This window comes from Cryobacterium sp. MP_M3, from assembly GCF_015752155.1.
Lineage (GTDB): Bacteria > Actinomycetota > Actinomycetes > Actinomycetales > Microbacteriaceae > Cryobacterium.
In genome coordinates this window covers 74,161-93,366 of the sequence record NZ_JADOVI010000001.1, presented here as the reverse complement: position 1 = coordinate 93,366, position 19,206 = coordinate 74,161, and the positions used below count along the sequence as shown (strand labels likewise).

The 19,206-nt window shown below is 70.7% G+C and carries 18 protein-coding genes; 5 read left to right on the top strand and 13 right to left on the bottom strand.

Annotated elements, in window-relative coordinates; genetic code table 11:
- Positions 1–109: 109 nt before the first annotated feature.
- The gene (locus IWX89_RS00370; RefSeq protein ID WP_196901623.1) at positions 110–739 is read right to left on the bottom strand and encodes a TrmH family RNA methyltransferase; all 630 of its coding nucleotides are present in this window, start codon (positions 737–739) and stop codon (positions 110–112) included.
- 216 nt (positions 740–955) lie between these two features.
- Between IWX89_RS00370 and IWX89_RS00365 the strand changes: the two genes are divergently transcribed.
- Genes IWX89_RS00365 through IWX89_RS00355 form a run of 3 tightly spaced genes read left to right on the top strand, consistent with a single transcriptional unit; the run spans position 956 to position 3,747 of the window.
- Positions 956–2,221 carry an Nramp family divalent metal transporter gene (locus IWX89_RS00365; protein WP_196901622.1) on the top strand — a complete coding sequence of 422 codons (1,266 nt, stop codon included), beginning with the start codon at positions 956–958 and terminating at the stop codon, positions 2,219–2,221.
- A gap of 13 nt (positions 2,222–2,234) precedes the next feature.
- A complete protein-coding gene (locus IWX89_RS00360; protein WP_196901621.1) occupies positions 2,235–2,894 on the top strand; it encodes a metal-dependent transcriptional regulator in 660 nt (219 codons plus the stop codon).
- A gap of 52 nt (positions 2,895–2,946) precedes the next feature.
- Entirely contained in the window at positions 2,947–3,747 is an 801-nt protein-coding gene (locus tag IWX89_RS00355; protein ID WP_196901620.1) for an HAD-IIA family hydrolase, read from the top strand.
- Between the two features lie 16 nt (positions 3,748–3,763).
- On the opposite strand, the gene IWX89_RS00350 is transcribed toward IWX89_RS00355, so the two are convergent.
- The 3 genes from IWX89_RS00350 to IWX89_RS18710 all read right to left on the bottom strand — a co-directional run bounded on the left by IWX89_RS00350 (position 3,764) and on the right by IWX89_RS18710 (position 6,284).
- Entirely contained in the window at positions 3,764–5,548 is a 1,785-nt protein-coding gene (locus tag IWX89_RS00350; protein WP_196901619.1) for a hypothetical protein, read from the bottom strand.
- A complete protein-coding gene (gene pyrE, locus IWX89_RS00345; RefSeq protein ID WP_196901618.1) occupies positions 5,548–6,096 on the bottom strand; it encodes an orotate phosphoribosyltransferase in 549 nt (182 codons plus the stop codon). The genes IWX89_RS00350 and pyrE overlap by 1 nt, the downstream gene beginning before the upstream one ends.
- 65 nt (positions 6,097–6,161) lie before the next feature.
- The gene (locus IWX89_RS18710) at positions 6,162–6,284 is read right to left on the bottom strand and encodes a hypothetical protein (RefSeq protein WP_255453676.1); all 123 of its coding nucleotides are present in this window, start codon (positions 6,282–6,284) and stop codon (positions 6,162–6,164) included.
- A gap of 115 nt (positions 6,285–6,399) precedes the next feature.
- Here IWX89_RS18710 and IWX89_RS00340 point away from each other — a divergent pair, with 115 nt between their 5' ends.
- Positions 6,400–7,365: a LysR family transcriptional regulator gene (locus tag IWX89_RS00340; RefSeq protein ID WP_231382735.1), complete on the top strand. Its 966-nt coding sequence runs from the start codon at positions 6,400–6,402 to the stop codon at positions 7,363–7,365.
- Between the two features lie 41 nt (positions 7,366–7,406).
- Here the strand turns inward: IWX89_RS00340 and IWX89_RS00335 are convergent, their stop codons facing one another.
- From IWX89_RS00335 to IWX89_RS00295, 9 genes are all read right to left on the bottom strand, one after another.
- The gene (locus tag IWX89_RS00335; RefSeq protein WP_196901617.1) at positions 7,407–8,906 is read right to left on the bottom strand and encodes a CoA-acylating methylmalonate-semialdehyde dehydrogenase; all 1,500 of its coding nucleotides are present in this window, start codon (positions 8,904–8,906) and stop codon (positions 7,407–7,409) included.
- A 53-nt stretch (positions 8,907–8,959) separates the two neighbouring features.
- Positions 8,960–10,285, bottom strand: coding sequence for an aspartate aminotransferase family protein (locus IWX89_RS00330; RefSeq protein WP_374220477.1), 1,326 nt, complete (start codon positions 10,283–10,285; stop codon positions 8,960–8,962).
- Positions 10,286–10,397: 112 nt separating this feature from the next.
- Positions 10,398–11,549, bottom strand: coding sequence for an ABC transporter substrate-binding protein (locus IWX89_RS00325; RefSeq protein WP_196901615.1), 1,152 nt, complete (start codon positions 11,547–11,549; stop codon positions 10,398–10,400).
- Positions 11,550–11,633: 84 nt separating this feature from the next.
- The gene (locus IWX89_RS00320; RefSeq protein ID WP_307836292.1) at positions 11,634–12,458 is read right to left on the bottom strand and encodes an ABC transporter permease subunit; all 825 of its coding nucleotides are present in this window, start codon (positions 12,456–12,458) and stop codon (positions 11,634–11,636) included.
- Positions 12,455–13,312, bottom strand: coding sequence for an ABC transporter ATP-binding protein (locus tag IWX89_RS00315; protein ID WP_196901614.1), 858 nt, complete (start codon positions 13,310–13,312; stop codon positions 12,455–12,457). The genes IWX89_RS00320 and IWX89_RS00315 overlap by 4 nt, the downstream gene beginning before the upstream one ends.
- Positions 13,309–14,214, bottom strand: a complete 906-nt coding sequence (locus IWX89_RS00310) for an ABC transporter permease (protein WP_196901613.1) — start codon at positions 14,212–14,214, stop codon at positions 13,309–13,311. Before IWX89_RS00310 ends, IWX89_RS00315 begins: the two co-directional genes overlap by 4 nt.
- Positions 14,211–15,227 carry a TIGR03842 family LLM class F420-dependent oxidoreductase gene (locus tag IWX89_RS00305; protein WP_196901612.1) on the bottom strand — a complete coding sequence of 339 codons (1,017 nt, stop codon included), beginning with the start codon at positions 15,225–15,227 and terminating at the stop codon, positions 14,211–14,213. Before IWX89_RS00305 ends, IWX89_RS00310 begins: the two co-directional genes overlap by 4 nt.
- Positions 15,228–15,240: 13 nt before the next feature.
- Entirely contained in the window at positions 15,241–16,689 is a 1,449-nt protein-coding gene (gene hydA / locus IWX89_RS00300; RefSeq protein ID WP_196901611.1) for a dihydropyrimidinase, read from the bottom strand.
- A gap of 23 nt (positions 16,690–16,712) precedes the next feature.
- Positions 16,713–17,591 carry a nitrilase-related carbon-nitrogen hydrolase gene (locus IWX89_RS00295; protein ID WP_196901610.1) on the bottom strand — a complete coding sequence of 293 codons (879 nt, stop codon included), beginning with the start codon at positions 17,589–17,591 and terminating at the stop codon, positions 16,713–16,715.
- 191 nt (positions 17,592–17,782) lie between these two features.
- Here IWX89_RS00295 and IWX89_RS00290 point away from each other — a divergent pair, with 191 nt between their 5' ends.
- A complete protein-coding gene (locus tag IWX89_RS00290; protein WP_196901609.1) occupies positions 17,783–19,171 on the top strand; it encodes a PLP-dependent aminotransferase family protein in 1,389 nt (462 codons plus the stop codon).
- Positions 19,172–19,206: the final 35 nt, after the last annotated feature.

The following is a 19,206-nucleotide window of genomic DNA, read 5'->3' as shown; positions in this document are numbered from 1 at the left end:
CGGCTGAGAAATCGCCCCCCGGGCAAACATCTTCTGAGAATCTATCGTTTCCGGTGCCGGGACCGCCAGCCACGGATGCCCCCAGTGCTGGGGGCGGCCGCGCCGCCGCTCAGAACCGGTGCTGGAGCACCCAGTCGTGCATGGTCACGGCCGCCGCCGCCGAGGCGTTGATCGACCGGGTCGAGCCGAACTGGCTGATCTCCACCACGGCGTCGGCTGCGGCGATCGCCTCCCCGGAGAGCCCCGGGCCCTCCTGCCCGAAGAGGAGCACGCAGCGCTCCGGGAAGCGGAAGGTCTCGATGATGACGCTGCCCGGCACGTTGTCGATGGCGATGATCGGCAGCTTTTCGCCGGCGGCCCAGGCGACGAAGGCCGCGACATCCGGGTGGTGGAGCACGTGCTGGTAGCGGTCGGTGACCATCGCGCCGCGCTTGTTCCAGCGCTTCCGGCCGATGATGTGCACGGTGTCGGCGGCGAACGCGTTGGCGCTGCGCACGATCGAACCGATGTTCATGTCGTGCTGCCAGTTCTCGATGGCGACGTGGAACGGATGCCGCTTCTCGTCGAGGTCGGCCACGATGGCCGCCATCGACCAGTACCGGTACCGGTCGATCACGTTGCGGGTGTCGCCGTGCTCGAGCAGTTCCGGGTCGTAGAAGGGCTCCTCGGGGAGGTCGCCCGGCCAGGGGCCGACGCCGTGGGTCGAGAGCTCGGGCGTCGGGTTGAACGGTTCAGTCACCCTGCAACCGTATCCCGGCCCCGGCGGCCCCGGCCCCGCCCGGCCCCGAACGCCCGCTCCCGCCCGGCCCCGCCCACTCGGCCCCGCCCGCCCGCTCCCACCCGCCTTCGTCGAGACCCGCCGTTTCGGTCGAGACCGACCGGTGCGCGGGTCGGTCTCGACCGAAAGGGCAGATCTCGGGGCACTGCGCGGCGGCAGCGAGGCTATGATTTCGGTATGCCTAAATCTGGGACGGCGCAGGCGCCGGTCGGCGCGAAACCGGCCACCGTCGCATCCACTCGCCTGATCTGGCTGCTCGGACCCGCTCTCGTGGCCGGGGTGGCCTACCTCGACCCCGGCAATGTCGCGAGCAACATGACGGCCGGGGCGCGCTTCGGCTACCTGCTGGTCTGGGTGGTCATCGCCGGCAACCTGATGGCCTGGCTGATCCAGTACCTCTCGGCGAAGCTCGGGATCGTCACCGGCACGAGCCTGCCGGAGATCCTCGGGGCGCGGCTGCGGAGGCCGCTCGGGCGGAGGCTGTACTGGCTGCAGGCAGAACTGGTGGCGATGGCCACCGACCTGGCCGAGATCATCGGCGGCGCGGTCGCCCTCTATCTCCTGTTCGGCCTGCCCCTGCTGGCCGGCGGGATCATCACGGGCGTCGTCTCGATGCTCGTGCTCACGGTGCAGACCCGCCGCGGGCCGCGCAGCTTCGAACGGGTGGTGCTGGCGCTGCTCCTGATCATCGCGGTCGGCTTCACCGCCGGCGTCTTCTTCGCGCCGCCGGATGCCGCCGGGGTCGCGGGCGGGCTGGTGCCCCGGTTCGAGGGCGCCAACTCCGTGCTCCTGGCCGCGTCGATCTTGGGCGCCACGATCATGCCGCACGCGATCTACGCCCACTCGGCCCTGGCCCGGGACCGGTTCCCCGACATCGTCGGGCCGACCGCGACCCGCCGGCTGCTCTGGGCGACCCGGTGGGATGTCTCGATCGCCATGGCGATCGCCGGCACCGTGAACCTGGCCCTGCTCCTGCTCGCCGCGTCCGCCCTGCAGGGCGCGCCCGGAACGGACAGCCTGCCCGGCGCCTACGCCGCCCTGCAGGCGAACCTCGGCCCCATCGTCGCGACCTTGTTCGCGGTGGGGCTGCTCGCGTCCGGGCTCGCGTCGACCTCGGTCGGCGCGTACGCCGGCGCGGAGATCATGCACGGCCTGCTGCACATCCGCGTTCCTCTGCTGCTGCGCCGCCTGGTCACTCTCATCCCCGCCCTGCTCATCCTCGGTCTGGGCTTCGACCCGACCCTCGCCCTCGTGCTCAGCCAGGTGGTGCTCTCGTTCGGCATCCCGTTCGCGCTGATCCCCCTGATCTGGCTGACCTCCCGCCGGGACGTGCTCGGCGACTACACGAACCGGTGGTTCACCACCGCCGCCGGCATCGTCGCCGCCGTGCTGCTCGTCGCCCTGAACGTGGTGCTGCTCGTGCTGATCTTCACCGGCGCCTGAGGCCGGGAACCGGATGACCAGAAAGCACAAGGCACTGTCCACCCCCGCTGTGGAGGACTACCTCAAGACCATCTACGCCCACACCGAATGGCAGCCGGAGCCGATCACCCCCTCGGTGCTCGCCTCGCGCCTCGGGGTGGCGCCGTCATCCGTCACCGAGATGGTGAAGAAGCTCGCCGCGGCCGGGCTGATCACGCATGTGCCGTACGGGCCGCTCCGGCTCACCCGGGCGGGTTTCCTCGGCGCGAGCGCGGTGGTGCGGCGGCACCGCCTGGTCGAAACCTGGCTCGTGCGCGAGATGGGCTACGACTGGGACGAGGTGCACGACGAGGCGGAAGTACTCGAGCACGCGCTCTCCGACCGGCTGCTCGAAGCGATCGACGAGCGGCTCGGCCGCCCGGGCGCCGACCCGCACGGCGACCTCATCCCGGCGGCCGACGGCAGCCTGGTGCGGGTGCCCGCGATCCTGCTGTCGGATGCCGCGCCCGGCCACGCCGGGACGGTGCTGCGGATCAGCGACCGCGACCCGGGGATCCTGCGCGACCTCGCCGCCGAATCGATCGGGCCGGGCAGCGCCCTGACCGTGCTCGAGGCGGGCGCGGTGCGCCTGCCGGGCGGGCGCATCCGCTCTCTGCGCCCTGATGCCGCCGCATCGATCTGGCTGACTCTGTAACCGCCCGGAAACCCGTCCCGGCTAGGCTTGGGTCGACCCTGAGGAGCGCCCAATGACACGCCGCGACGAGATCGAATGCTGGCTCACCGACATGGACGGCGTGCTCGTGCACGAGAACAGCCCGCTGCCCGGTGCGGCCGAACTGATCCAGAACTGGACCGATGCCGGGACGCCGTTCCTCGTGCTGACCAACAACTCCATCTTCACACCGCGAGACCTGAGCGCCCGACTCCGTGCGTCCGGCCTGATCGTGCCGGAGGAGCGGATCTGGACCTCCGCCCTCGCCACCGCCGACTTCCTCAAGTCGCAGGCGCCGGGCGGCACCGCCTTCGTGATCGGCGAGGTCGGCCTGACGACCGCCCTGCACGAGGCCGGCTTCATCATGACCGAGACGAACCCCGACTATGTCGTCGTCGGGGAGACCCGCAACTACTCATTCGAGGCGATCACCAAGGCGATCCGCCTGCTGCTGGCCGGCGCTCGCTTCATCGCGACGAACCCGGATGCGACCGGCCCCAGCGCCGACGGCCCGATGCCCGCGACGGGCGCGATCGCCGCTCTCATCTCGAAGGCGACCGGGATGGAGCCGTATGTCGTCGGCAAACCCAACCCGATGATGTTCCGTTCGGCGATGAACAAGATCGGCGCGCACTCGGAGAACACGGCCATGATCGGCGACCGGATGGACACCGACATCGTCGCCGGGATCGAGGCCGGGCTGCACACGATCCTGGTGATGACCGGCATCAGCGACGAGGCCGAGGTGCGCCGCTACCCGTTCCGCCCCGACGAGATCATCTCGGGCGTGCACGAGCTCGTCGCCCGCGAACCGGTGCTCTCGGACGAGATCTAGGGGCGGACGGTCCTCGTCAGCCGGCGGGGGCCGGCCCGGGGCCGGCCACGCTCTTGGAGAGCGGCTCGCCGCCTGACCGGTTGACGAAGCAGTAGTAGTAGTAGTAGTGCGGGCCCTTCGCCCACTGTTCCGCGGTGATCGGGTAGCTGCCCTGCACCTGCACGTCGGCGAACGCGGCGGCAGCGGCCAGGTCGATCACGCCGGTCGCGCTGCAGAGCAGGTTGATCTGCGAGGCCAGGGCTTCCTCACCGGGGAACGCGGCGGCGGCATCCCCGGGGAAGGTCCCCCGGTAGACCAGCTGGGCGGCGTGCGGGGCGGCGCAGTCGGCGACGGTGAAGTCCTCCTCCCACGGCGACACGTACGGCTGCAGGCATTCGCCGCCGAAGAGGGTGTTCCACTTGTGCACGCCGACCGGCTGGGGGCCGGTGGGCTCCGGCGTGGCCGTGGGAGTCGGCGTGGCGGTCGGGGTCGCGGCCGCGCTGGACGTGGCCACAGCGGCCGGGGCGTTGCCGCCGACGAGTTGCCGGCCGAGGAAGAAGAGGCCGACGAGCACGATCACGGCGAGCAGGGCGCCGGCGATCCAGACCAGTCGGGGAGGCAGCCCACCGAAAACGCCCGGGCGTGACGGCGACCGGCCGCCGGGTCCGCGACGTCGAACGGGGGCGTCCGGGCCGGCCGGGCCGGCGGATGCCGCGGGTCCCGCCGGAATGGCCACGGTCGGTGCCGCACCCGGGGCCGGCATCGCCGGCCGGTCGGTCGCGGCCGCCTTCGCGAGCCTGCGGGTCTGGCGGGTCGCGGGCAGGGTCGCTCCGGGCAGGGTTGCCTCGGGCAGGGTCGCCTCGGGCTCGTCTGCCTCGGGCTCGGCGATCGCGCGAGTCGTCAGGTCGGCCGGGGTCGCGCCTGGTTGGGCCGGGTCTGGCCGGCTCGGGTCTGGCCGGCTCGGGTCTGGCCGGGTCGCCATCGCCACTGTCGGCGCGGGTTCGACGGGCGACGCGGGCTCGACGGGCGGCGCCGGAGCCGCGGCGGGCGGGGTCCCGGCCGGGGTCTCGGGGGCCGGGAGCTCGGCGTCCAGCGGGGCAGGTGCGGCGGCGCGCGCCCGGAAGCGCCGAAGCGCGGGGGCAGGGGCTGGGGCGGGGATCGGCAGCGGGGGCGGCGTCGCGGCAACCGGCGCGGCGTGGGCGCCCGCCCTGAGCGCGTCGGCGGCCTCCTCGGTGGTCGGCACGAGTGGGGACTGGGCCGGGGTCGTCCACCACGGCGCAGGCTCGAGGTCGACCTCCGAGCGCGTCGGCACGGCGGGGGCGGCCGGTGCGGCGGCGGGCGATTCGGGCGCGGGCGCCTCGGGACGGACGTCGGCTTCGGGCGCTGCCGGGGTGTGCCCGGCGGTCCGGGCGGGGCTCAGGGCCGCGGGTGTGAGGTCCGCCGGCTGCGCAGGGGTGAGCGGCTCGGCCCGATGGCCGGCGCCGGGCTCGGCGGCGCGGGCGGGACGCGGCGCCGCGTCGGCCGGGACGGGCGCGGAGGCGGGCGGCATGGCGGCGGCGGCCGGCGTGGCGGCGGGAGTTGCGGCATCCGTCGACGCCAGGTGGGGGTCTGTCTCGGTGGTGGGCCTCAGGCCCCAGAGGAAGCCGGCCGGCTTCGGGCCGCCGTCAGCGGGCGCCGCAGGCTCGGCGGGGGTGTCCTTCGGCCGGCGGGGCGTGCCCTTGCGGGGAACGAACTCGTCGGGGCTGGCCGGTTTGGCTCCGCCGCCGAGTTGGGAGGCGAGCCAGTCGACTCCGTCTTCGCCCTGTCCGTCCTTGTCGGGCATCAGCGCAGCCCCAGGTCCTCAAGGCCGATGGCGGCGTAATACGGGTAGCCGGCGGCCTCGATCACTTCGCGCGCGCCGGTGTCACGGTCGACGACCACGGCGACGCCGGCGATGATGGCGCCGACTTTCTTCAGCGCCTCGATCGCGGCCAGCGGGGAACCGCCGGTCGTGGAGGTGTCTTCGAGCACGATCACGCGTTTGCCGGCCAGGTCGGGACCCTCGACCTGGCGGCCGCGGCCGTGGTCCTTGGGTTCCTTGCGCACGACGAAGGCGTCGTAGGCGAGACCGCGGGCGACCCCCTGGTGCAGGATCGCGGCGGCGACGGGGTCGGCGCCCATGGTCATCCCGCCGACGGCGGCCACGTCAGGGATCTCAGCGATGAGATCGAGCATGACCTGACCGATCAGCGGGGCGACCCGGTGGTCGAGGCTCACCTTGCGGAGGTCGACGTAGTACGTGGCCTTCTTGCCGCTGGTGAGGGTGAAATCACCGTGGAAGACGGCCTCGGCCGAGATGTGGTCGATGAGCTGCTGGCGAGTGTCTTTCACAGTCCAACTTTAGGCCATCGGCCGCTATGCGGGCCCGCGGGGTTCCCGGCGGGCGTTCCGACGCTTCAGAAGCTGCGGACGAGCTTGCGCTCGGGGAGACGACGGTAGCCGTCCTTCTGCACGTCGACGACGACGGCCGCAGCGGAGGAGAGAACAATGAGAACGAGAACGGCGAGGAGAACGAACACGGTCGTACCTTTCGTGAATGGAGGTTGATGTCGGGGAGACGGAGGCACCATTGCACGAGTTCGACGTGTTAATTCGACCACTATTGACAGTGCAGCACAATCGCATTGTTCTGCAATGAGTGTGAAGCTTAGCTACATGGATGTGCAGAGGCTCGAATTGCTCAGGGAACTGGCCGAACGCCGCAGCATCACCGAGGTCGCGCGGGCCACCCACCGCACGCCATCGGCGGTGTCGCAGCAGCTCAAGGTGCTCGAGCGGGAGGCCGGTTTGCCGCTCACCGAACGCAGTGGGCGTGGCCTGATCCTGACGGATGCCGGACGCGCGCTGGCCCGCAGTGCGACCGATGTCGCCGTCGCCCTCGCCCGGGCGAACGCGGTGTGGGACGAGTTCCGCAACCACGCCACCGGCGAGGTGAGCCTGGTGACGTTCCCGACCGCGGGCGAGATGCTGCTACCGGGCGCGCTGCGGCAGATCGCGTCGGTGCCGGGCCTGGTCGTGAACTGCACCGACAAGGACCCGGAGCTGAGCGACTTCCCCGCGCTGACCGCCGACTTCGACATCGTGCTCGCCTACAGCCTGCGCGGCCAGCTGCCCTGGGGCGGGCGGGGACTGACCGTGGTCCCGCTGATGACCGAGCCGCTCGACGTGGGGCTGCCGGCCGACCACCGCCTGGCCTCCCGTGCCTGGATCGGGCCGGCCGACGTGGTCGGCGAGACCTGGATCGGCGCACCGGACGGCTACCCGTTCGAACGCATCCTGCACCAGATCGAACAGCAGGGCGCCGGGCAGGCGCTGGTGGCGCAGCGTTTCGCGGACATGCGGCTGATCGAGGCGTTCGTGATGGCGGGCCTGGGCATTGCGCTCGTGCCGCGCTACACCTGGGGTGGCGACCAGCCGGGCAAGCTCGTGCTCAAGCCGCTGCGCGGGGTCGACGCCGAGCGGCAGATCGTGGCGCTGATGCGCCCCGACCGGGCCGAGCGCCTCGCGGTGCGCACGGTCGTCGACGTGCTGCGGGCCGAGGCCGAGCGGGTGCAGGCCGAGCACACCTCGGCCACCGCGCCGCCGCACGCCACCCCTTGACCGCCATCGCGCGCGGGAGGGGGGGGCAGGCGGAGGGCGGGCTAGGCGTTCTGGGGGAAGCCGAGGTTGATGCCGCCGTGGCTGGGGTCGAGCCAGCGGCTGGTGATGGCCTTCTCCCGGGTGTAGAACGCGATCCCGGCCGGCCCGTATGCCTTCGCGTCGCCGAAGAGGGAGTCCTTCCAGCCACCGAACGAGTGGTACGCCACCGGCACCGGGATCGGCACGTTGATGCCGACCATGCCGACCTGCACCTCGTTCTGGAAGCGCCGGGCCGCGCCGCCGTCGTTGGTGAAGATCGCGGTGCCGTTGCCGTAGCGGCTCCGGTTGATCAGGTTGAGCCCCTCGGTGTAGCTGCCGACCCGCACGATCGAGAGCACCGGGCCGAAGATCTCGTCGAGATAGACATCCGAGTCGGTATCGACCCGGTCGAACAGGGTCGGGCCGAGCCAGAAGCCGGATGCGTCGCCGTCCACCTCGATGCCGCGCCCGTCCACGACGACCTCGGCGCCGTCGGTGCGGGCCACGTCGATGTAGGAGGCGACCTTGTCCCGGTGCGCACTGGTGATCAACGGCCCCATGTCGCAGCCGCGCATGCCGTCGCCGACCCTGAGCCCCTTCAACCGCTCGGTGATCTTCGCGACCAGCGCGTCGGCGACCGGTTCGACGGCCACCACGACGCTGATCGCCATGCACCGCTCACCGGCCGAGCCGAAACCGGCGTTGACCGCGGCATCCGCGGCCAGGTCGAGGTCGGCGTCCGGCAGCACCAGCATGTGGTTCTTGGCGCCGCCGAGGGCCTGCACGCGCTTGCCGTGGTGCGCCGCGGTCTCGTAGATGTACTTGGCGATCGGGGTGGAGCCGACGAACGAGATCGCCTGCACGTCGGGGTGCACGAGCAGGGCGTCGACCGCCTCCTTGTCGCCGTGCACGACATTGAGCACCCCGGCGGGCAGGCCGGCCTCGGTCATCAGGGCGGCCATCCAGTTCGACGCCGACGGGTCCTTCTCGCTCGGCTTGAGCACCACGGTGTTGCCGGCGGCGATCGCGATCGGGAAGAACCACAGCGGCACCATCGCCGGGAAGTTGAACGGGCTGATGATTCCCACGACGCCGAGCGGCTGGCGCAGCGTGTACACGTCGACACCGGTCGACACGTTCTCCGAGTACTCGCCCTTGGTCAGGTGCGGCATGCCGAGGGCGAATTCGACGACCTCGAGCCCGCGAGCGATCTCGCCGAGGGCATCCGCGGTCACCTTGCCGTGTTCGGCGGTGAGGATGTCGGCCAGCTCGCCCTTGCGCGCGTTGAGCAGCTCGCGGAAGGTGAACATGACGCCCTGCCGCCGGGCCTGGGAGGTGTCCCGCCACGCCGGGTAGGCGGCCTGGGCGGAGGCGACGGCGGTGTCGACGTCGACGGCGCCGGCCAGGCGCACGTGCTTGGCGACGGCGCCGAGTGCGGGGTTGAAGACCGGCGCGGTGCGGGTCGAGGTTCCATCGAACGGCGCCCCGTCGATCCAGTGGGTGATTGAGGGCAGATCAGTCATTGTCCTTCGTTTCTCTTCGTCGAGTGGGAGTGGGGGAGCCGGCGGCGGGCAGGTCAGATGAGGTCGAGGCTGAGGACCTCGTCGTAGATGGCCAGGGCCTCGGCGACCTCGTCGTCGGTGACCACGCACGGCGGCACGACGTGGATCCGGTTGTCGGCGAGGAAGGGCAGGAGGTTGCGGGCGAGCAGCTCGGCCTTGATCCGGCCCATCACGCCGCCGCTCAGCGGTGCGCGGGTGCCCCGGTCGGCCACGAGCTCCAGCGCCCAGAACACGCCCTCGCCGCGCACCTCGCCGATGATCGGGTGCTTCTCCTGCAGTTCCGCGAGGCCCGGCGCGAGCCGGTCTCGCCCGATCCGGGCCGCGTTGGCGACGATGCCCTCGTTCTCCATGGCGTCGAGGGCGGCCACGATCGACGCCATCGCCAGCGGATGCCCGCTGTAGGTGAGTCCGCCGGGGAAGACGGTGGTCTCGAAGTCGTTCGCGATCGACTCGGAGATGATCACCCCGCCGGTGGGCACGTAGCCGGAGTTGACGCCCTTGGCGAAGGTGATCAGGTCGGGGGTCACGTCGAAACCGTCGAAGGCGAACCACCGCCCGGTGCGGCCGAAGCCGGCCATCACCTCGTCCAGGATCAGGAGGATCCCGTAGCGGTCGCAGAGCGCGCGCACCCCGGCCAGGTACCCGGGCGGCGGCATGAGCACCCCGGCCGTGCCGGGGATCGACTCGAGCAGCACGGCCGCGATCGTGCCCGGCCCCTCGCTCTGGATCATGCGCTCGAGGTGGCGCAGCGCACGCTCCGACTCCTGCTCGGGCGTCGTCGCCCAGAACTCGCTGCGGTAGAGGTAGGGGCCGAAGAAGTGCACGTGCCCGCGCGCGAATTCGTTCGGGATGCGCCGCCAGTCGCCGGTCGCCACGATGGCCGCGCCGGTGTTGCCGTGGTACGAGCGGTAGGTGGAGAGCACCTTGTCCCGGCCGGTGTGCAGCCGGGCCATCCGGATCGCGTTCTCGATCGCATCCGCCCCGCCGTTGGTGAAGAAGACCTTGTTGAAGCGGGCCGGGGCGCGGTCGACGATGCGCTTGGCGGCCTCGCCGCGCATGAGGTTCGCGGTCGACGGCGCGACGGTGGCGAGGGTGCCGGCCTGGTCGATGATCGCCTGGGTGACGGCCGGATGCTGGTGGCCGATGTTCACGTTGACGAGCTGGCTGGAGAAGTCCAGGTAGCTGCGCCCGTCGTAGTCCCAGACCCGGGACCCCTTTCCGCCCGCGATCACGAGCGGTGCGAGGGCGGCCTGCGCCGACCAGGAGTGGAAGACGTAGGCCCGGTCCAGCTCGTAGGCGGCGTCGTTCAGGCTGGCGGCGGTGGTGTCATTCACGAATATCGTGTTCTTTCTCTGCGTTGAGTGAAGGAGATGCGTTGTGTGGAGGACGGGGAGCTGGGCCGGGCGGTCCGGTGGACCACCCGGCCTCAGCAGGAGAGGCGGTGGGGCGAGCCTACTTGCCGCCCTCGGTGAGGGTGACCGTGATGGGCTTCCAGTCGGCGCCCATCACGTCGACGCCGTCCGCCTTCAGCTCGTCGAGCGCCTTCTGCACGTACTCATTCGAGTACGCCGTCTTGGGCGGTTCGGCGGTGATGATGGTGGCGCCGGTCTCGTTCTTGGTGTTCATCGCGATGTCGACGGTGTTCTTCCAGGCGGCCGCATCGATCAGGCCGACCCCGTTCGTGGACGGCCAGATCAGCTTGTTGACCTCGTTGGTCATCCAGAGCTGGTGTCCGGCCGGCAGCTGCGACCCGGCCGCGGTGACGATCCCGGCCGCCTTCTCCGGTTCGGTGGCCGCGTAGATCCAGCCCTTGATCGACGCCTTGATGAACTTGACCGTGTTGGCGGCATAGTCCTTGTCGGAGGCGAGCTTGCCGGCGTCGGCCCAGATCGCATCCTGCAGCATGGCCGTGCCCTCCTTGTTCCAGTCGATCACGTTGAGGTCGGACGGCTGGTAGAGCTCGCCCGTTTTCGGGTTCTTCGTCTCGAGCACCTGGGCGTATTCGTTGTAGGTCATGGCCTGGGCCGCGTCGATGTCCCCGGAGAGGAACCCGTTCATGTCGAAGGCCTGCTGCACGAGGTTGATGTCGCCCACCTGCACCCCGCTCTTCTGCATGCCGGCGAAGAGCTCCCACTCGTTGCCGTAGCCCCAGCTGCCGACGTTCTTGCCGTTGAGGTCGGCGGGCGAGGTGATGCCCTTGTCCTTGAACGAGATCTGGGTGGTGGCGCTGCGTTCGAAGATCTGGGCGACGTCGGTGATGTTGGCGCCCTGCTCGATCGAGCCGAGCACCTTGGGCACCCAGGAGATGGCGTAGTCGGCGTCGCCGGCTGCGAGGACGTCCTGCGGCACGATGTCCGCGGCGCCCTCGGCGATCGTGACGTCGAGGCCCTCATCCTTGTAGAAGCCCTGGTCGACGGCCGCGTAGTAGCCGGCGAACTGGGCCTGGGCGACCCACTGCAGCTGCAGGGTGATCGGGACGAGGTCCCCGCCGGAACCCGAGGTCGCCGTCGTCGACGCGGTCCCGGTGCTGCAGCCGGTGAGGACGAGGGCGCTGGTGGCGGCGAGGGCGCCCATCGTGCCCAGCCATCGTGTGCTGTGTTTCATGTCTACCTCCGTGAAATGGTTGCCTGGCTGTGTTGTGGATGGTGCATCGTGGTGCATCGACCGTCGCGCGCACGCGGCGGACGCCTATCCGCCGGACCGGCGGCTGACGAGCTTCTCGACGATGAGCGCTGCCGAATAGAAGAGGAGGCCGAGCAGGATCGAGCCCAGCACGTACGCCCAGGCCAGCCCGTAGTTGCTGCTCGACGCCGACGAGGTGATCGATTTGCCGAGGCCGCCGACCGGGCCGCCGAAGTACTCGGCGATCAGCGCCGAGATGACGGCAAGCGAGGAGGCGATCCGCAGACCGGTGAACACGAACGGCAGCGCGGTCGGCAGGGTCACGGTGCGGGTGGCCTGCCAGTTGCTGGCCGCATACGACCGCATCAGGTCGCGGTGCACGGGGCGCACCTGCCGGAGCCCCTTGAGGGTGTTGAAGTACACGGGCACGAACACGGCGAGCGCCGCCACGAACTGCCGGGCAGTTTCGGCACCGGCGCCGTACATCGTGTAGAGCACGGGGGCCAGCGCCACGATCGGCACGACCGCGATGGCGGCGACGATCGGCGCGGCCATTTCGTCGAGCAGGCGCACGAGCGCGGCGAGGATCGCGAGCAGCACCCCGAGCACGGTGCCGATCAGGAGTCCGATGAGGGCGTTCCGGCCGGTGGCGAGCATCCCGTTGGCCACGTTCTGCAGGTTCGCGCCGAACTGGTCGGCGATCGTCAGCGGCCCGGGCAGGATGAACGGCTTGATGGCGAGCAGGGTGACCGCCCCCTGCCAGAGCAGCACGACGGCCACGCCCAGCAGGACCGGCGCCAGCACGGTGCGCACCGGCCCGCCGGCCTGGCCGGTCTGGCCGGTCTGGCCGGTCTGGCCGGCGCCGCCCTGCCGAACGGATGCCTGGCTCACCGGGCCTCGACCCCCCTCGCCCCGGCCGGGGCCTCACCGTGCAGCAGCTCGCGCACCTGGCTGACGACGTGGAAGAACTCCTCATCCTCGCGCAGGGTCTCGCCGCGCGCCCCGGTCTCGCCGAGGCCGACCCGGAGGACATCCCGGATGCGGCCCGGCCGCGGCTCCAGAACGACGACCCGGTTGGAGAGGAAGACGGCTTCGGGAATGGAGTGGGTGACGAACACCACGGCGGCGCTCGTCTCTGCGCAGATCCGCACGAGTTCGTTCTGCATCCGCTCCCGGGTCATCTCGTCGAGCGCGCCGAACGGTTCGTCCATCAGCAGCAGGCTCGGGCTCTCCGCCAGCGACCGGGCGATCGCCACCCGCTGCTGCATGCCGCCGGAGAGCTGGTCGGGGTAGTGGCCGGCGAACTCCGACAGCCCGACCAGCTCGATCAGCTCGGCCGCGCGGGCGCGACGGGCCGCCCGGCCGGCGCCGTGCAGTTCGAGCGGCAGTTCGATGTTCCCGCTGACGGTGCGCCAGGGCAGCAGTCCGGCCTGCTGGAAGGCGATGCCGTAGTCCTGGTCGATCCTGGCCTGCCTGGCCGGTTTGCCGAAGACCCGGATCTCGCCTGTGGTCGGGGTGTCGAGGTCGGCGATCAGCCGCAGCAGGGTGCTCTTGCCGCAGCCGCTCGGGCCGATCAGCGAGACGAACTCGCCGGGCTCCACGGTGAGGCCGACGGAGTCGAGGGCCGTGACGGATGCCCCCTTCCGGCCGGCGAACACGCGGCTCACCCCGCGCACGTCCACGGCCAGGCTCGCGGCTTTGCCGTGCACCGGGGCCGGTTCCGGGATCGCTTCCGGCGCGCTCATGCCGCGACCTCCCCGCGCCGGAACCGGCGGAGGCCGAGCCCGATCAGCCCGACGAACCCGGCGGCGACGAGCCCGACGAGCACCGAGCCGAAGATCGGCGCCCACGGTTTGCCTGGGTCGCCGCCGGCCGCGCCGGCGTATTCGACGATCATCCGGCCGATGCCGCCGCGCAGCCCGATCGACACCTCGGCGACGACGCTGCCGATCACGGCGCTGGCCGCGGCGAGGCGCAACGCGGGCAGCAGGTAGCCGACGCTCGCCGGCAGCCGCAGCCGCCAGAGGGTCTTCCACCAGCCGGCGGAGTAGCAGTGCATCAGGTCGACGTGGTTGGCGTCGGGCGAGCCGAGGCCCCGGAGGGCGCCGACCGAGACCGGGAAGAAGGCGAGGTAGGAGGCGATCAGGGCCACCGACATCCAGCTCTCCCAGCTGAACGCGCCGAACTGGATCTGGGTTCCCCAGCGCCGCACGAGCGGAGCCAGGGCGATCAGGGGCACGGTCTGGCTGAGGATGATCCAGGGCAGCACGGCCGCCTCGGCCAGCCGGAACCGCTGCATCAGGAGCGCCAGCGCGAGGCCGACGGTGACGCCGACGAGCCAGCCGACCGCGGAGATGCCGAGGGTGAACAGGGAGGCGTCGACGACGGCCTGCCAGAGCGGCGCCGCGTTGCCCGCGCCGGTGACCGGTTCGAGCGCCCGCCCGGCCATCACCCAGAGGTGCGGCATGGCCAGGTCGCTGGTGCGCGGCAGCACGGTGACGCCGGCGACCACGACGCCGTCCGCCGGGCCGAGCAGCTTGTAGAGCTCCCAGAGCCCGGCGAGCAGCACCAGCCCAAGCGCGCCGACGACGAACCGGCGGGCGGGAAGCGGTCCGCGGCGGGGCCGGGGCGTGGTGGGCGTGGTCATAGCTTCGCCACGATGGGATCGGTGAGGGCAGGGATCACGGTCTCCCCGTAAACCCGCAGGGTCTCCTCCTTGTTGTCGTGCTGGAGGTAGCCGGCGAACTGGTCGACCCCGAGCTCCTTGAGGGCCTGCAGCTTCTCGATGTGGTCCTTCGACGTGCCGAGCAGGCAGAACCGGTCCACGATCTCGTCGGGCACGAAGTCGGCGTGCGCGTTGCCGGCGCGGCCGTGCTGGTTGTAGTCGTAGCCGCTACGGCCGGCGATGTAGTCGGTGAGGGCCTTGGGCACGTGGGAGTCGGTGCCGTACTTGGCGACGATGTCGGCGACGTGGTTGCCGACCATGCCGCCGAACCAGCGGCACTGGTTGCGCATGTGCTCCCAGTCGTCGCCGATGTACATCGGCGCGGCGACGCAGAACCTGATCGACTCCGGGTCGCGTCCCACGTTCGCCGCGGCCTTCCGCACGGTGCCGATCATCCACTCGGCCACGTCGAGGTCGGCCATCTGCAGGATGAAGCCGTCGCCGACCTCTCCGGCGAGCTTGAGCGCGAGCGGCCCGTAGGCGGCCACCCACACCTCGAGGCTGGACCCCGTGCTCCACGGGAACCGGAGGGTGGCGCCGTTGTGCTCCACCGAGCGCGAATTCGCCAGTTCACGGATGACATGGATCGATTCGCGCAACGTCTTCAGCGTGGTGGGCGCCCCGTTGGTGACCCGCACCGCGGAGTCGCCGCGGCCGATGCCGCAGATGGTGCGGTTGCCGTACATCTCGTTCAGGGTGGCGTAGGTCGACGCCGTCACGGTCCAGTCCCTGGTGGCCGGGTTGGTGACCATGGGGCCGACCATGATCCTGCGGGTCTCGGCGAGGATGCGGCTGTGGATCACATAGGGCTCCTGCCAGAGCAGGTGCGAGTCGAAGGTCCAGACGTGGCTGAAGCCGTGCACCTCGGCGAGCTGGGCGAGTTGCACGACGCGGGCCGACGGCGGGTTGGTCTGGAGTACTGCTCCGAAATCCATGCTGTCCCCTGCCCTAGATGAGGTACTGGCTCAGGCCGCGCTTGACGAACCGGCCGTCGCCCTTGGCCCCGAGGTAGGAGTTCTCGGCGATGACGACCTTTCCGCGGGAGAGCACGATGTCGACGTGGCCGTCGATCTCGTAGCCCTCCCAGGCCGAATGGTCCATGTTCATGTGGTGGCTGCGGCCCGTCGGCTCGCCGTTCTCATCGGTTCCATAGCCGATGGAGGTGTGGCCGGCGGGGTCGTACACGACGATGTCGGCATCCGCCCCCGGCTGGATCACACCCTTCTTCCCGTAGAGGCCGAACATGCGCGCCGGGGTGGTGGAGGTGATCTCGACCCAGCGTTCGAGTGAGATCCGGCCGCTGACCACGCCCTGGTAGAGCAGGTCGAGGCGGTGCTCGACCGAGCCGATCCCGTTCGGGATCTTGGAGAAGTCGCCGAGGCCCAAATCCTTCTGGCCCTTCATGCAGAACGGGCAGTGGTCGGTGGAGACCAGTTGCAGGTCGTTCGTGCGCAGGCTCTGCCAGAGGTGTTCCTGGTGCCCCTCGGCCCGGGAGCGCAGCGGGGTCGAGCACACCCATTTGGCACCCTCGAAGCCGGGGGCGCCGAGGTTCTCCTCGAGGGAGAGATAGAGGTATTGCGGGCAGGTCTCGCCGAACACGTTCTGGCCGTTGTCGCGGGCGGCCGCGAGCTGGGCGACGGCCTGTTTGGCGCTGACGTGCACCACGTAGAGCGGCGCCCCAGTGAGATTGGCGAGCATGATCGCGCGGTGGGTGGCCTCCTCCTCGAGCTGCCAGGCCCGGGCGACGCCGTGGTAGTACGGGTCGGTCTTGCCGCCTGCCAGCAGCTGGCCGACGAGCACGTCGATCGCCGGCCCGTTCTCGGCGTGCATCATGGTCATCAGCCCGGTCTCGGCCGACTTCTGCATCGCCTTGAGGATCTGCGCGTCATCCGAGTAGAAGACGCCCGGGTAGGCCATGAACAGTTTGAAGCTGGAGACCCCCTCGGCGAGCAGCCCGTCCATCGCCTGCAGGGAATCCGCGTTGAGGTCGCCGATGATCTGGTGGAACGCATAGTCGATCGCGCAGTTGCCGGCGGCCTTCTCGTGCCACGCGGCGAGGCCGTCGAAGACGCGCTGGCCGTAGCTCTGCACCGCGAAGTCGATGATCGTGGTGGTTCCGCCCCACGCGGCCGCGCGGGTGCCGGTCTCGAAGGTGTCGGATGCCGCGGTGCCGCCGAACGGCAGCTGCATGTGGGTGTGCGCGTCGATCCCGCCCGGGATCACGTACTTGCCGGTCGCGTCGATCACCCGGTCGGCGCCGGAGGCCAGGTCGGCGCCGAGCAGCCGGGATCCGGGAGCCAGCACTGCGGCGATCGTCTCGCCATCGATGAGCACGTCGGCTCTGGACCGGCCGGTCGAAGTCACAACGGTGCCGCCGGTGATGAGGGTTGTCGTCATGGTGCGCTCCTATTCGGCCGGGCTCAGGGTTCGACGATCGGCTCGTAGGAGTCGGGGCGGCGGTCGCGGTAGAACTGCCACGAGTTGCGCACCTCGCGGATGACGCCGAGGTCGAGGTCGCGGATGACGATCTCCGTGGCATCCGTCGACGCCACCTCGCCGACGTAATTGCCGCGCGGGTCGACGAAGTAGGAGCTGCCGTAGAAGGTGACCGCCTCGTCGCCGAACTCGCGGCTCTCGGTGCCGATGCGGTTGTTCGCGCCGATGTAGTACTGGTTGGCGACCGCGGCGGCCGGCTGCTCGAGCTCCCAGAGCCGGTTGGAGAGGCCGGGCTTGGTGGCCGAGGGGTTGAAGACGATCTCGGCGCCGTTCAGGCCGAGCACCCGCCAACCCTCGGGGAAGTGCCGGTCATAGCAGATGTAGACGCCGATGCGGCCGACCATGGTGTCGAAGACGGGGTAGTCGCCGTTGCCGGGGCGGAAGTAGAACTTCTCCCAGAACTGGGGCAGGTGCGGGATGTGGTGCTTGCGGTACTTGCCGAGGTAGCTGCCGTCGGCGTCGATCACGGCGGCGGTGTTGTAGAGCACGCCGGGCTGCTCCTCCTCGTAGACGGGGAGCACGATCACCATTTTGTGCTCCGCGGCGAGTTTCTGGAATCGCTCGACCAACGGGCCGGGCACGCTCTGGGCGTAGTCGTAGTACTTCGGGTCCTGCACGATGCCGAAGTACGGCCCGTGGAAGAGCTCCTGGAAGCAGATCACCTGCACGCCGGCCTCGGCCGCCGTGCGCACGAATCCCTCGTGCTTGGCGATCATCGACTCCTGGTCGCCGGTCCAGTCGGTCTGGGTGATGGCGGCCCGCACGATTGCGCGGCCGTCGGTGGTGCTGGTGTCCCCGGTCATCCTTGCCTCCACATCGAGCTCGGCGCTGAGCTGGCCCTGTGGCCGGGAGTCGCATCGCCGAATCAGTTGAGTCGAATCGGACTGCGTTGTCCGTGTTTGTTATTCTTCGACGTAAACATTTCAGTTCTGTTTCTGTGTGTGACGCACGCGTTAATCATCCTGTCGTCCAAACCAGCCGGAGGCAAGGGGTCATGCAAACCGTTATCGACGAGGTCGAGCACCGCACTCCCGCCGGGATCGCGGCCGCGCTCGGCCGCCTGATCAGCTCGGGCCGGCTCGCCCCCGGCGACCGGCTGCCCACCGTGCGCGCACTGGCGGCGGCCCTGGCGGTGAGCCCGGCGACGGTCAGCCACGCCTGGCAGGCGCTCTCCGCGGTGGGCCTGATCGTCTCCCGCGGCCGCAGCGGCACCTTCGTGCTCGAGGCGGCGCCGCGCTGGCTGCCGGCCCGCAGCCAGTCGATGGCCGGCTACCACCGCGAGGCCAGGATCGACCTGTCCCGGGGAACGCCCGACCCGCAGCTCCTGCCCGATCTCGGCCCGGCGCTCTCCCGGGTGTCCCAGCGGGCCGCCACCGTCGTCTACCAGGAGCTGCCGGTGATCCCGGAGCTCCTCGCGGTGCTGCGGGCATCCTGGCCGTTCCCGGCCGAGTCGATCACGGTCGTCGACGGCGCCCTCGACGCCATCTCCCGCAGCCTCGACGCGGTGGCCCGGTTCGGCGACCGGGTCATCGTGGAGGACCCGGGCTTCCCCCCGTTCTTCGACCTCCTGGACCAGGTCGGCATCGAACGCCTGCCCGTGCCGGTCGACGAGCACGGGATCGTGCCGGCCGCCTTCGCCGCCGCCCTCGCGCAGTCGCCGGTCGCGGTCATCCTGCAGCCGCGCGCGCACAACCCGACCGGGGCGTCGATGCCGCCCGCGCGGGCCGAGGAACTGGCGAGGCTGCTCGGCGTGCACCAGCGCAACGCGCAGACCGTCGTGATCGAGGACGACCACTCCGGCGAGATCAGCGTGGCCCCCGACGTGAGCCTCGGCCGCTGGCTGCCCGGCCGGGTGCTGCACGTGCGCAGCTACTCGAAGTCGCACGACCCCGACCTGCGCATCGCCGCCCTCGGTGGCCCGGCGGCGCTCGTGGACCGGATCGTGGCCAGACGGATGCTCGGGCCCGGCTGGACGAGCCGGATGCTGCAGTCGATCCTGCACGACCTGCTCACGCACGGCGACAGCATCGCCCAGATCGGTGAGGCCAGGCGGATCTACTTCGCGCGGCAGAAGGCCCTGGCCGACGCCCTGACCGGGCTCGGCTGGCCGACCGGGCAGGCGGACGGCATCAACACCTGGCTTCCGGTGGTCGACGAACGGGATGCCATCGTGCAGTTGGCGGCGTCTGGCATCCGGGTGGCCGGGGGCGCGCCGTTCCTGGCCGAGGACCGCCCGGAGGCGTTCATCCGGGTGACCGTCGGGGCGCTCGACGGCGACGTGACGGAGGTCGCGCGGGCCCTCGCCGCGGTGGTGCGCCGCCCGGGACCCGGCCCGCTCCTCCCCGCTCCCGGTGCGCGCCCGCCCGAAACGAGATGGGCCTAGGCTGGATCCAGACCGCCGGTTGGCTCTGACCGGTC